Below are 13,701 nucleotides of genomic sequence, written 5' to 3'. Positions count from 1 at the left end.
ACGACATGTCAGACACCCCGGACCTCGACCCTCGCCGCCGCCGCCTCGTGTTCCGCGCGCTGCACCGCGGCACCAAGGAAGCCGACCTGATGATCGGCGGCTTCGTCGCGCGCAACGTCGCCGGCTTCACCGAGGCCGAGCTCGACGCCATCGAGGCGGTGCTCGAGCACTGGGACGTGGACCTCGCCGACTGGCTGTCCGGCAGGCGCCCGATCCCGCCCGAGGCCGACACGCCCATGCTCCGCCGCATGGCCGCCGAATGCGGTCGCGCCGGCGCAGGCGTGCCGCCGGGGGCGGAACGATGAGGGCCGTCCCGGTCCATGGCGCGCCGGAGGGTTTCGACGCGCTCCTGCTCTGCCGCCGCCGGGCGGAGACCGACGCGCCGGTCGTGCATGTCTGCCGCGACGACGCCCGCATGGCCCGCATGGCCGAGGCGATCGGCTTCTTCGCCCCGGATATCGAGGTGCTGCGCTTCCCGGCCTGGGACTGCCTGCCCTACGACCGCGTCTCCCCCAACCCCGAGATCGTGGCCGAGCGCGTCGCGACCCTGACGCGCCTGCTGGAGCCCCCCACGCGCCCGCGCGTCCTGCTCACCACCGTGAACGCGCTGGCGCAGAAGGTACCGCCGCCGGCGACCTTCCAGGGTGCCACCATGACGCTGCGCAAGGGCGGGCGGGTGGCGCCCGAGGCGCTGACGGCGTTCCTCGAATCGAACGGTTACCACCGCACCGGCACGGTGATGGAGCACGGCGAATACGCCGTGCGCGGCGGCATCGTCGACCTGTTCCCCGCCGGCGAGGCCGACCCCGTGCGGCTCGACCTGTTCGGCGACGAGATCGAGGATATGCGCCGCTTCGACACGGCCACGCAGCGCAGCGGCAAGGTCGTGCCCGAACTTCGCCTGCGCCCGGTCGGCGAGGTCTTCCTCGACGAGGCCTCGCGCGCCCGGTTCCGTTCCGGCTACCGGGAGCTGTTCGGCGCCGCGGCGGCCGAGGACCCGCTCTATGTCTCGGTCAGCGCGGGCCGCAAGCATCCGGGGATGGAGCACTGGGCCGGCCTGTTCCACGAGGCGATGGCGAAGCTGCTCGACTACGTGCCGGGCGCTTCGGTCAGCCTCGACCACCAGGCCGGGGACGTCGCCGCCGCGCGCTTCGAGATGGTGGCCGACCACTACGAGGCCCGCCGCGTGCCGGTGCGGGTCGCGGAAGGGGAGGTGCCCTACCGCCCCGCGCCGCCCGCGACGCTGCACCTCGACCGTGCGGGCTGGGAGGAGATGCTCGGCGTCGGCCCGGTGCTGCAGTTCAGCCCATTTTCGCGGGCCGACGCCGCCGATGGGGTCGAGGCCGGCGGCCGCCCCGGGCCGCTGCTGACCGAGGCGCGGACCGCCGGCGAGAATGTCTTCGCGGCCTATGCCCTGCTGGCCGCGGGGCAGGTGAAGGCGGGGCGCCGTCCGCTGCTCGCCGCCTGGTCGAAGGGCTCGCGCGAGCGGATGGCGAACCTGCTGCGCGAGAACGGCGTCGCCGCCACGCCGGCCGAGGACTGGAAGGCCGCCCGTGCCCTGCCCGAGGGCATGGTCGCGCTGGTGGTGATGGGCCTCGAGCGCGGCTTCGTGGCCGACGGCATCTGCGTTACCGCGGAACAGGACATACTGGGCGAGCGCATCGCCCGCCCGCCGCGCCGTCGCCGCCGCGCCGACCAGTTCATCGCGGACGCCACCGAGATCGCCGAGGGCGACCTGGTGGTCCACCAGGACCATGGCATCGGCCGCTACGAAGGACTGACCACCATTGAGGTCAGCGGCGCGCCGCATGACTGCCTTCGCCTGACCTATGACGGCGGCGACCGGCTGTTCGTGCCGGTTGAGAACATCGAGATCCTGTCGCGCTTCGGCACCGAGACCGCGGGCGTCGCGCTGGACAAGTTGGGCGGCGTGTCGTGGCAGAACCGGAAGGCCCGCGCGAAGTCCCGCATCCGCGACATGGCGGGGGAACTGATCCGCACCGCCGCGCTGCGCCGCATGCGGGACGGCACGCTGGCGACGCCGCCCGAGGGCCTGTGGGACGAATTCTGCGCCCGCTTCCCCTTCGCCGAGACCGAGGACCAGTCCCGCGCGATTGCCGACGTGCTGGAGGACCTGTCCGCGGGTCGCCCGATGGATCGCCTGATCTGCGGCGATGTCGGCTTCGGCAAGACCGAGGTCGCGCTGCGCGCTGCCTTCGTCGCCGCCATGTCGGGCAGCCAGGTCGCGGTGGTGGTGCCGACCACGCTGCTCGCGCGCCAGCACGCGCGTACCTTCGCGGCGCGCTTCGAGGGCTTCCCGCTGCGCATCGCGCAGCTGTCGCGCATGGTGACGGCGAAGGAGGCGGCGGAGGTGCGCGACGGCCTCGCCAAGGGCGCCGTCAACATCGTCGTCGGCACCCATGCGCTGCTGGCCAAGGGGATCGAATTCGACAACCTCGGCCTCGTGATCGTCGACGAGGAGCAGCATTTCGGCGTCAAGCACAAGGAGGCACTGAAGGCGCTCAAGGCCGACGTGCATGTGCTGACGCTGACGGCCACGCCCATCCCGCGCACCTTGCAGCTGGCGCTGACCGGCGTCAGGGAGATGAGCGTGATCGCGACGCCGCCCGTCGATCGCCTGGCGGTGCGCACCTTCATCATGCCCTGGGACCCGGTCGTGCTGCGGGAGGCGATCCAGCGGGAGCGGTTCAGGGGCGGGCAGGTCTTCTGCGTCGTGCCGCGCATCGAGGACATGGCGAAGGTGGCGGAACGGCTCGGCGAGATCGTGCCCGAGGCGCGCACCATCCAGGCGCATGGGCGCCTGTCGCCCACCGAGCTCGAGCGCGTCATGACCGAGTTCGGCGACGGCCGGCACGACATCCTGCTGTCCACCAACATCGTGGAATCCGGCCTCGACATGCCGGCGGTGAACACGCTGCTGATCCATCGCGCGGACATGTTCGGCCTGGCGCAGCTCTATCAGCTGCGCGGGCGCGTGGGGCGCGGCAAGCTGCGCGGCTATGCCTACCTCACCTGGCCGCAATCGCACCGGCTCTCGGCCGCCGCGGAGAAGCGGCTCGAGGTGATGCAGACGCTGGACAACCTCGGCGCCGGCTTCACGCTGGCGAGCCACGATCTCGACATCCGCGGTGCCGGCAACCTGCTGGGCGAGGAGCAGTCGGGCCAGATCCGCGAGGTCGGCATCGAACTCTACCAGCAGATGCTCGAGGAGGCGGTGGCCGACATCAAGGCCGGGCAGGGGAAGGACGGCGGCAGCGAGCGCGACTGGACGCCGCAGATCAACCTCGGCCTGCCGGTGCTGATCCCGGAGACCTATGTGGCGGATCTGCCCGTCCGGCTCGGCCTCTATCGCCGCATCGGCGGGCTTTCGACCGACGGCGAGAACGACGCGATGGCGGCCGAGCTCGTGGACCGCTTCGGCCCGATGCCGCCCGAGGTGGACAACCTGCTGCAGGTCGTGGCCATCAAGCGGCTCTGCCGCGAGGCCGGGGTCGAGAAGCTGGATGCCGGCCCGAAGGGGGTGGTGCTGGGCTTCCGCGGCAACCGATTTGCCAATCCGGGCGGGCTCGTCGCCTGGGTGCAGGCGCGCAAGGACCAGGTGAAGCTGCGACCGGACCACAAGCTTGCGCTGCTCCGCGAGATGGACCTGGCTCATCGTGTGCGTGCGGCACGCGACCTGCTGGCGGCATTGGCGCGAGTCGCGCGCCAGGCGCGCGCGGCGTAAAGGCCGCGCCAGCAAACGGGCCTGACGGATTGCGCGGATGGCCCCGTCGGCGGGCCGCCGGTTGCCAGCGCGCCTGCGCGGCCCTAAGCGGATGGTCGTTCCGTCCGAGGTGCGTGCGCATGACCTTCGCAATCCCCCCGGCGGCCCGCCTCGCATCCGTGGCGGCCGCTGCCTTCCTGCTCGTGGCCGGCGGACCGGCCCCGGAACGCCGGACCGTGCCCCGCGCGCAGGCCCTGCCGGCTGCGGCGGCGTCCGAGCCCGCCCCGGTGCCCGCCCAGGTCGCGGCGCCCGCCGCACCGATGACGGTCGTCGCCACGCCCGACCTCTCGGGCCTTTCGCCCGGCGACCGCGCGCGCGCGCTGGCCGATGCCCGGCGCTGGTCGGGCACGCTGTTCCTCGGCTCCTCGGTCGCGGACGGCAAGCTGCGCGACCTCGTGGTCGCGCCGTGGTCCGGCTCCTGGGGCGACGACACGATCGTGGGCGGCGCGCTGCAGTACCGCGTGGCGCGCTTCTGGCGCTTCTTCATGTTCGACCTCGAAGCCGGCGGCCTCTATCGCTTCGGCCAGACCGAGGGCGGCGAATTCTGGGCCGCGGCCTATCTCCGCTACGACGGCTTCCCCTGGACCGACTACGTCTACACGACCCTCGGTTTCTCGATGGGTCCTGACTACGTGACGCGCCTGCCGCAGGTCGAGCGCGGCACCGACCTCCGGCCCGAGCCGAACCAGTCCAACTGGCTGAACTACTTCTCGCCGGAACTGACCGTCGCGCTGCCCGACTACCCGCAGTACGAAGTTGCGTTCCGCTACATGCATCGCAGCGGGATCTTCGGCACCTACAACGGCGTCTACGAGGGCGCGAACAGCTTCGTCCTGGGCTTCCGCTACCGCTTCTGAGCCGTCGCGCGGCCAGGCGGCCCCATGGCCGCCCCCGCGCGCCGTGCGGGCATGATGCCGCCGGCCCCGCGCGTTCGGCACCCGCCGAGCGCGCGGAGGGGTGTCGCTGACGTTACGGGCAGGACAATCTCACCGAAGGTTAACGACGGTCGAAAGACCATCTGTCGCGAAGCAGCGCGCCGCTTCGGACGTGTCAGCCACGCGTCATGTCGAGGGGGATGGTGGGCGCACGTGGGATCGAACCACGGACCTCCTGCGTGTCAAGCAGGCGCTCATACCACTGAGCTATGCGCCCCCCGAACCCGGCGGGGCCGCCTCTCTAGACGCGGTCGACGCGGCGCGCAAGGCCCCGCGGATCAGCCTTCCACCAGCGCGACATCGAGCAGGCGCTCGAGCACTTCGGGCTCCTGCGCGCCCGCGATCGCATGGCGTCCGCCGATCACGAAACAGGGCACGCCGTTGATGCCGAGCCGATGGGCGCGAAGGTTCTCCGCGTGCACGGCATCCGCCTCCGCCGCCGAATCGAGGAAGCGATGGGTCGCGGCGCGGTCGAGCCCGATCCCCTGCGCGAGGCGCACCAGCGTGTCGATGTGCCCGAGGTCGGCGCCCTCGGCGAAATAGCCGTGGAACAGCGCATCCACCATGGCGTCGGCCACGCCCTCGCGGGCCGCAAAGCGCACCAGGCGATGGGCGTCGAGGCTGGATGGCATGCGCAGGATGCGCTCGAAGCGGAAGGGCACGCCCTCGGCCTGGCCGAGTTCCGCGATCGTTGCATGCAGGCGGCGCGCGCGTTCCTCGCCGCCGAACTTCCGCGTCAGGAATTCCTGGCGCGGCATGCCCGAGAGCGGGATGTCGGGGTTCAGCAGGAAGGGCCGCCAGAGGATCTCGGCCAGCACATCGGGCCTTGCGCGGAGCGCGCGGCGCAGGCGTCGCGTGCCGAGGTAGCACCACGGGCAGACCAGGTCGTAGACGACCTCGATCCGCAGCCTGGCGCGCGGTGGGGCGAGCAGGTTCACGCTACCAGCCTAGACCACCTGCGCGGCGCCGTCGCCTCCTTCGGCCGGGGCGCCGGCCGTGGCCCGGGACGGAAGGTCGGCCGAGCGCGGCGGCGGTGGTGCGGCGGTGACCACGCGGTCCCCGCCATCGGACTGCGCGGTCGCGACCGCCGTCTCCGCTGCGGCGAAGGCCTCGTCCAGCGCGAGCACGCCGGTGCCACCGCCGACCTGGGCGATGCCGATGGTCAGGCGCAGGCGCCGACCGTCCATCGCGGGGTGGCTGAGCCGTTCCGAAGCCTGCTTGCGCAGCCGTGCAGCGAAGATCGCGGCGCCGGCGGGGTCTGCGCCGTGCAGCATCACGCCGAGCACCGACGGGCCGAGATGGCCGGCGATGTCGCCCGCGCGCATCGTGTCGCGCAGCACCACGGCGAAGTCGTGCAGCGCCTCCCGCGCCGCGGCGGGGCCGCGGGCGGCCTCTATTCCCGGCAGGTCGTCGAGCGCAGCGGCGACGATGTTCGCCTCCCCGCCTTCCCGCCGGGCGCGCGCCAGGGCCGGCAGCGCCAGCGCATGCAGCGCGGCGCGGTTGGGCAGGCCGGTGGCGGCATGGATCGGCGCCACGGCGGCGGCGCGGCGTGCGGCGGCATCCCGCTGCGCGAATTCCCGCAGCAGGATCGCGAGCAGCGCCGGGAGCATCGCGTCGGGCAGCAGCCGGAGCCAGCCGGACCACCCCGGCGCTCCGCTGGCTGTCAGCGCGGTCGCCGAGGCCGCGGCCGTGACGAGCGCGGCCGCGGCGCTGAGCGTCGCGATCATGAAGCGGCCCTTGTGATGCCGCCACGTCCAGGCCGCGAACGCCCCGGCCCCGGCCGCGCCCAGCGAAGCGACCAGCACGCCCAGGCTCAGCAGGACATGAAGCTTGCCGAGGAGGCTCATGCTGCGACTGCCCTCGGGGACCGGCCATGCATCCTGACGGCGACCGGACGCCCCCAGGGTAGATTTCGCGTGTGGGTTGATAGACTCATGCCGCGGACCATCCGACAAGCCGCAGGACTTTGGAACCGGAAATTTGGCGCGGGCGCCGCGGCGAGGGAAAAGGCCGGCGCCCGCCGGGTCGCCCGGGACCGTCGAGGCTCAGCCTGCCCGCGCCCGCCAGCGTGCGAGGTCGGCGTCCACCATCTCGGCGATCATGGCCTCCAGGCTGGTCTCGGGCTCCCAGCCCAGGCGTTCGCGCGCGCGGGTCGGATCGCCCAGCGTGACGTCGACATCGGCGGGCCGCAGGAAGGCCGGGTCGACCCTGACATGCGCCTCGTAGTCGAGGCCGACATGGCCGAAGGCGATGCGGCAGAGATCGCGGATCGAGGCCGCGCGGCCGGTCGCGACCACGTAGTCGTCGGCGGTCTCCTGTTGCAGCATCAGCCACATGGCGCGGACATAGTCGCGGGAATGGCCGAAGTCGCGCCGCGCCTCGAGGTTGCCGAGCGAGAGGTCCTTCGCGAGGCCGAGGCTGATCCGCGCCGCCCCGTCGGTGATCTTGCGCAGCACGAATTCGACGCCGCGCAGTGGGCTATCGTGGTTGAACATGATGCCGTTGCAGGCAAACAGCCCGAAGGCGTCGCGGTAGTTCCCGACCAGGCAATGCGCGAAGACCTTGGCCGAGGCATAGGGGCTGCGCGGGTGGAAATTGGAGGCTTCGCTTTGCGCGCGGCCTTCGGCGCGGCCGAACATCTCGCTCGACCCGGCCTGGAAGAAGCGCGCCCGCGGCGCCGCGATGCGCACCGCCTCCAGCAGATTGCCCGTGCCGAGCGCGGTGACATGCGCCGTCAGCAGCGGCTGGTCCCAGGACATCCGCACGAAGGATTGCGCCGCGAGGTTGTAGATCTCGTCCGGCTCGACCTTCTGCAACAGGCGGATCAGGGAGGAGAGGTCGATCAGGTTGCCGTCGACCATCTGCACCGTGCCGTTGCAGCCCAGCCGGTGGAGGCGCTCGGCCACGGCCTCGGACCCGCCGTGCCGGTGCAGCAGCCCATGCACCTCGTAGCCCTTCGAGAGCAGCAGGGCGGCGAGGTAGGCGCCGTCCTGGCCGGTCACGCCCGTGATCAGCGCGCGCTTCATGGCGCGCGGGTTCCGGCGGCTGCGGCCCTCATGTCGATCCCTCGCGGCACGGAACTTCCTTTTCGCTGCGGTCACGCTCGATTCCGGCCGGCACCCGTCCGTCGGGGGAGGCCAGGATGCGAACGAGGGCGTCGGCTATACCATCCCAATCGCGCAGCCGCCGTCCGCTGTCCAGCGCACCCGCCGCGAGGCGTTCGCGCCGCGCGGGGTCGCACATCGCGCCCAGGGCATCGGCCAGGGCCGCGGGTGTCATGTGCCGCGCGACCAGGCCGTCGATGTCGTCGCGGACCTGCTCGACCAATCCGCCGACCGGGGTCACGACGACGGGCACGCCCATGGCGTGCGCGACCGGGGCGACGCCGCTCTGGCTCGCCTCCGTATAGGGCAGCACCACGGCATCGGACGCGGCGATGAGTTGCGGAAGCTCCTCCTCGGTGAGCCAACGTGACCTCACCTCGACCCCGGGCAGCCCGGAAAGGCCGGGGGCAAGCCGCTCGAGATCGCCCTGGCCGGCCACGAGCAGCCGTGCCTCCGGATGGCGCGGCTGGAGCAGTCGCCAGGCGTCCCGCAGCAGGTCCAGCCCCTTGTAGGGACGCAGGCGCCCGAGCATCGCGAAGCGGACCTCACCGGAGCGCGCACCAGGCCGCGGCCCGTCCGGCGCCGCCACCTGCAGCGGCGAGCCGAGCGTCAGCCGATGCACCGGCAGGCGTGGAAAGCGCGCGCCCACCGCCGCGGCCACGCTTTCGGAAAGCGCGATCGCGCAGCGCGCCGAGCCGACCTCGCGCCGGAAACGCGGGCCCCACAGGACGGCGGGGTCGCCGGGGTGCGGCTCCGCATCATGGACGATCGGTACGAAGGCGAGGCCCGCCCGGGCGAGGCCGGGCGCCACCAGAGGCGTCCAGAGATGCGTCATGACCGAGACGATCGCATCCGCACCGAAGTCCTGCGCCTGTCGCCGCAGCCGGCGCGCCAGCCAAGGCACCCGCAGGCAGCCCAGCGCGAAGCCGGCCGCGCTGGAATAGGTCGGCACCGCGTCCATCGGCAGGCCGAGGCGCCGGAAATCCTCGATGAGGTCGGCCTGCGCCGAGACGGACAGGGCGACGTCCACGTCGGAGCGGGCCGCCAGGGCGCGCGCGAGGGACAGCGTGATCTGGCCGCCAGCGCCCTTGCGTCCCCAGTACCACAGCAGGATGCGCATGCCCGGGCCGCCGCTCAGCCGCGGCGGCGCGCGGGCGCGGCGGCGCGCCTAGCCACGATGGCGCACGCCGAGCCGGCGCAGCAGGCCGATCACCTGGCCGCGCAGCCGCCAGAAGGGGCTGTTCTTCATGGCGTCGATCTCGGCCAGGGCGCGCAGCAACTCGCCGGATGGCCGCGCGGGCGCGGCCGGCCCGGAGGCGCCGCCGACGCTCGCGAGCGCGTCCCGCGCGAGATCCGGCCGCTCCTGCAGCCAGGCCTGGATGCCGGCTTGGTAGGTCCGGAATTGCCGCCAGCCGGAGCCGGGGCGGGGACGTTCGCCGGCGTCCAGCGCCGTGATCGCGGCACGGAAGGCGGCCATGGCCGCGTCGGCCAGCCCTGCGGTGCTGAAGCGCGCCGCCTGGGCGAGCCCGGCGGCGACGCGGCGCGCGCGCTCGGCCGGGTCGGCGAGGGATCCGATCGCGGCGGCCGCCGCCTCGGCATCATCGGGCCCGACGAAGATCGCCGCATCGCCGCCGACCTCGATCAGCGACGAGTTCGGGCAGGTGACGACGGGGCAGCCACAGGCCATGGCCTCCAGCACCGGCATGCCGAAGCCCTCGTAGCGCGAGGGATAGAGAAGCGCATGCGCGCCCGCGTAGAGCGCGCGCAGCGTCGCGTCGTCGGCCTTCACGCGGCGCATGCGCACCGACGGCGCAGCGGCGCGGAAGGCGGGCTCGATGTCGGCCAAGCCGCCGACGCAGACGACCTCGAACTTCTGTCCGTGCCGGGCAGCGATCTCGGCGGCGCGGAAGGCGAGGATGCCGTTCTTGTAGCCCCCGGCGCCGCTTCGGTCGCCCACCATCAGCAGGTAGGCGCCGGGCAGGTCGAGCGCGCTTCGCATCGCCTGCACGTCGGCTTCCGTGGCGGGCGCAAAGCCGGGCGGCAGGCCGCAATAGGTGATCGCCACATCCTGTTCCGGCACCTCGGGGAACAGCTTCGCCAGGTCACGCGCCGAACTGCGGGAGATCATGGAATGGCCGCTGGCGTGGCGGATCGCGCGCGCCTTCTCCTGCCAGCACTCCTCCGCAAGGTCCACGCCGGTCCTTTCGGGAATCATGTCGTAGCCGAAGAAGAAGGAGGGCGTCTCGGCGGGCGTCGAATAGTAGGTTGATACGAAGAGGTCGGCGCCGAGGTCGCGGCAGATTTGTTCGAGATAGAGGCTGTCCGCGCCGCAGTGTCCGTAGTCGTGCGCCGCGATGGTGCGTATGTGGACGCCCGGGATGCGCGGCGCCGTGCCGGCGCGGTCGAGCAGAACGATGTGGTCGGCGAGGCCCGCCTTCACCCATTCTTCCAGCATCGTCTGCCAGACCCTGCCGATGCCCGAGGCGAGGTATTGCCAATATATGCCGTCGACCACGATGCGCGGGCGGACCTGGACGGGCGTTCGGTCCTTGGCACCATCGGGGGTGGCGAAAGACCAGCTGCCGTCAGCATCCTGGCGCGCAATCGGCTCGATCCGGTAGAAGGCCGCATCGTCGAACACGGCGCGATCCTTCACCCAGTCGAAGTAGTCCGCGACGAAGCCGGGTCCCTTGTGGGCCAGCAGGCTACGCCAGCGATCCGTGGCGCCCGCGTAGCCATAATAGGATTCCTTGAAGGCGAGCTGCTGAGGCGTGACGTAGGCGAAGTGCTGAAAGACGGCGCCGAAGGATTCGGTCTCGTCCTGGTCGAAGGGCTGCATGGTGCCGACCTCGATCGGTTGACCGCCTTCCGGACGCGGCCTTACCAGCGTTGGCGGCTCGTGCGCCGCCCACTGATCGCCAGGATGGAACCGCCATGTGCGATACCATTCATATGCAGGGTTGGCGCCGTAGTTGCGGCGGGTGCTCACGATCTTGTCGGGCGCGACGAAGAACCAGCACCAGTACCAGGCGGCGCTCCGATCTGGCGCGTCGAGGAAGCGCTGGTGCATCTCGACGATCTGGTCGACCGTCCACAGTTCGTCGGCATCGACCTGCCACAACAGGCATGGTTTGGCGATGGCGGAGAGGGGGGCGTTCACCATTTCCCGCTTACCGTCCCAGAACTCGCCGAGCGGCTTGCGGTGGATCGTCACCTGGCTCGGGAAGCGGCGCGCGAGGTCGTCGAGATACTCGCTCGTGCCATCGATGCTGCGGCCTCCGCGGTGAACGGCGTCCAGGATCCGGCCGCCGGCTGCGGCACTCCAGCCAGTGTCATGGCGAAGGGCGGCCACGCCCTCGACGATGTGCCAGTGCCAACAGGCCGGCAGCTTCGCCAGCATCGTCTCGTGGTAGCGGATGAACGGTTCGCCATTCAGGACAATGGTGAAGAAGTGGATCGGCAGACCGGCGCCGTCATAGGGCCTCGTCGTGACGGCATCCTTGTCAGTCGGGGCGTTGGCGGGTCCAGTGGCCATACTTTGCTCCGAAGTGCGACGCACTGAAGGCGGGGGGCAGACGAAGCACGTCCTAGCCCAGATGTTGCGGCGCAGGCCAGATGCTAGCTATGGGGGGGGCGATGCCGTCCCGGCAAGGGCAGTCGGACCCACAGGGCACGTGCTGGACCGGCGCGTCGCATGATCCACCGCAAAGGGTAGGTCACGATCCAAGACGCGCTTCGACGCATGCGCGTGATCTCGGCACGCAGGGCGGCAGTCTCCTCCCGCAGCGTCATGCACTCGGCGGCGAGGGCCGCCGCGGTCATCGTGGTCGGGCCCGGGAGGTCCGGCCGATTGCGATCGGGATCGCGCAGCACGTGGCTGCGCAGGTCATGGAAGTACATCACAGCCTGGTCGTTGCCGTAGCGCGAGGCGAGTTCGGACCATTCGTCGGCGAGGCGAAGACGGTTGCGCTCTGAATAGCCGCCGGCCGCGTAGACCGCTATCGTCTGCAGGCTGTGATGGATGCGTGCTCCGGCCCGGCGCATTCGGTACAGGAATTCATGATCCGCACAGATGCGGAAGCGGCAGTCATAGCGATGCGCGCGGAGCAATGCCGTGCGCACGAAGGTCGCTTGGTGCCCTGGGACGCCCTGCAGCCAGTCGCCGTCGATGGCGCCCTCCCGCAGCTGCGCCCAGGTACGATCGAAGTCTGCGGCACGATGGAGCTCTTCCTCGGTGTCGCCCTTGCGGTAGATGTGATGTCCGATGACGAAGTCGGCGTCGGCAGGGGCGGCGTGCAGCGCGCGCGATATGGCGTCGGGACCCGCGAACCAGTCGCCGGCGTTCATGAAGATGATGTAGTCGCCGGTTGCCATGACAGCAGCCTTGTTCATCGCATCGAAGGGACCGAGATCCGGTTCGCTCACCCATCGGGCGAGCAGGTGCTCATGCCGGCGGATGACGTCGACCGTCGGTGGCTGCGATCCTCCGTCGAGCACGATGTATTCCAGGTTGCCGTAGTCCTGGCGCGCGACGTTGCCGATCGTCGCCGCAAGGCCTTCGGGATCGTCGCGCACCACCGTGGCGACTGTGACCCTCGGTATCGCGAGGTCCGGGGTACGCTCCGGCAACGCGGTGCCGGCATCGCGAAGGCGCAGGGATGTCCATAGCGCCCGCGTCGCGCCTGCGCCCGGATCAAGGACGAAGTCGCGCGTATCGGCGAGACCTTTGCGCCAGGCCGCGTGGCCCTGCGACACGACATCCCGAGCGCGGGCGCCGATCCGTCTATGCGCGGCGAAGTCCAGCCCGGTTGGTGCGGTCATATCTGCCAGGATGCCGTTCACGCCCGATACGATGTATTCGTTCATCGTCGGTGCATCGTGGGCGACGACGCACATGCCGGCGGCCATGGCCTCGAGCGTGGCCATGCCGATCCCCTCCACGAGGCGGGGTGCGAAGAAGATGTTCGAACCGTGCAGCGTGGCACGGAATGCAGTGCCGTCCGGGAACCATTCGCTCGTGGTGATGTGGAACGCCTCGCGGTCGGCGGCGCTGGGCAGCCGGAGGCTCTCGGGTTTCGCGGGGGGATCGGGCGCGAGGTGCAGGTGTACGCGGTCTGGTCGCCAGGTGCCGAAGGCGGCGCGCATCTCGGGCCAGCCGATCTGGGGAACTCGACACCAGAGAAAAGCCGCAGCATCGGCGATCGCTGAGACATCCGTAACTCCGGCGGGGTCCGGAAAATACTGGACGTGATGCGAGAGTAGGCCGAAGCGGGACACGCGCTCGTGTAGCGTACGCGAGAACGACAAGATTCGCGCCGGCTTCAGCGCCTGCCAGAATTGCGCACCGAGGGTACGGCAGCCGTCCCACATCGGGACAAACACCATGTTCCCCCTGCCACGCGCAGCCAGGGCCTCGCCAAGGCGACGCGCAGTCTCTTCCGCCTGCCATACAAGGATGAGGTCGAATTCGCCCTCTAGTACCTCTTGGATCAGGGTGGCGGTCGACCCTCCGGCCCAACTCTCGTCCCAGAAGCGCTCGATGGCACAGCCGGCCAGGACCTCGCGGACGAAGAATTCCGAGGAGAGGGTTTTCTGATGGAAATAATGGTCGACGATGGCGATCCGCATGCGGGATTCATAGCGACCCGACGGACCTTCGGCCATCGATGGCCAGCACCCTGCCGGCCGATCCCGCGCGCGACGGCATGGACCGCCGTCCTCGTGGCCTCGCTTCCCGGCCCGCACTGGAGTAGTTGGGTCCTAATGAAGCATATAAGTGCGTAAGCAAAATGGAAATTTCCAGCACTGCCAGTCTTTGTCTTACGGGAATCCTTCATGGACGGCCGCCGCGCGCGCGCTGCGGAGGGAGCAACTCGGC

At 70.8% G+C, this 13,701-nt stretch carries 9 protein-coding genes and 1 tRNA gene; 3 read left to right on the top strand and 7 right to left on the bottom strand.

Annotated elements, in window-relative coordinates; all coding sequences use genetic code 11:
• Window positions 1-5 precede the first annotated feature (5 nt).
• The 3 genes from E8M80_RS03890 to E8M80_RS03880 all read left to right on the top strand — a co-directional run bounded on the left by E8M80_RS03890 (window position 6) and on the right by E8M80_RS03880 (window position 4,641).
• Window positions 6-305, top strand: a complete 300-nt coding sequence (locus E8M80_RS03890; protein ID WP_137124346.1) for a succinate dehydrogenase assembly factor 2 — start codon at window positions 6-8, stop codon at window positions 303-305.
• The gene (mfd, locus tag E8M80_RS03885; protein WP_240789874.1) at window positions 302-3,745 is read left to right on the top strand and encodes a transcription-repair coupling factor; all 3,444 of its coding nucleotides are present in this window, start codon (window positions 302-304) and stop codon (window positions 3,743-3,745) included. The genes E8M80_RS03890 and mfd overlap by 4 nt, the downstream gene beginning before the upstream one ends.
• A 119-nt stretch (window positions 3,746-3,864) precedes the next feature.
• Complete coding sequence (locus E8M80_RS03880; RefSeq protein ID WP_137124344.1) at window positions 3,865-4,641, top strand: hypothetical protein; 777 nt, start codon at window positions 3,865-3,867, stop codon at window positions 4,639-4,641.
• A 219-nt stretch (window positions 4,642-4,860) separates the two neighbouring features.
• Here the strand turns inward: E8M80_RS03880 and E8M80_RS03875 are convergent.
• From E8M80_RS03875 to E8M80_RS03845, 7 genes are all read right to left on the bottom strand, one after another.
• Window positions 4,861-4,936, bottom strand: a tRNA-Val gene (locus E8M80_RS03875).
• A 61-nt stretch (window positions 4,937-4,997) separates the two neighbouring features.
• Entirely contained in the window at window positions 4,998-5,657 is a 660-nt protein-coding gene (locus tag E8M80_RS03870) for a DsbA family oxidoreductase (protein WP_170979184.1), read from the bottom strand.
• A 9-nt stretch (window positions 5,658-5,666) separates the two neighbouring features.
• On the bottom strand, window positions 5,667-6,566 hold the full coding sequence (locus E8M80_RS03865) for a GGDEF domain-containing protein (protein ID WP_137124343.1): 900 nt from the start codon (window positions 6,564-6,566) through the stop codon (window positions 5,667-5,669).
• Between the two features lie 198 nt (window positions 6,567-6,764).
• Window positions 6,765-7,745 carry a GDP-mannose 4,6-dehydratase gene (locus tag E8M80_RS03860; RefSeq protein ID WP_137124342.1) on the bottom strand — a complete coding sequence of 327 codons (981 nt, stop codon included), beginning with the start codon at window positions 7,743-7,745 and terminating at the stop codon, window positions 6,765-6,767.
• Between the two features lie 28 nt (window positions 7,746-7,773).
• Complete coding sequence (locus E8M80_RS03855) at window positions 7,774-8,943, bottom strand: glycosyltransferase family 4 protein (RefSeq protein ID WP_137124341.1); 1,170 nt, start codon at window positions 8,941-8,943, stop codon at window positions 7,774-7,776.
• Between the two features lie 48 nt (window positions 8,944-8,991).
• Window positions 8,992-11,358, bottom strand: coding sequence for a glycosyltransferase family 1 protein (locus E8M80_RS26495; RefSeq protein WP_137124340.1), 2,367 nt, complete (start codon window positions 11,356-11,358; stop codon window positions 8,992-8,994).
• An 83-nt stretch (window positions 11,359-11,441) separates the two neighbouring features.
• Window positions 11,442-13,451 (bottom strand): glycosyltransferase, encoded by a 2,010-nt coding sequence (locus E8M80_RS03845; protein ID WP_170979183.1) that lies wholly within the window; start codon window positions 13,449-13,451, stop codon window positions 11,442-11,444.
• Window positions 13,452-13,701: the final 250 nt, after the last annotated feature.

The sequence above is a fragment of the Roseomonas sp. HF4 genome (assembly GCF_005222755.1).
Taxonomy (GTDB): Bacteria; Pseudomonadota; Alphaproteobacteria; order Acetobacterales; family Acetobacteraceae; genus Neoroseomonas.
The sequence above is the reverse complement of the archived record's forward strand: the minus strand, read 5'-3'. Positions and strand labels throughout refer to the sequence as shown.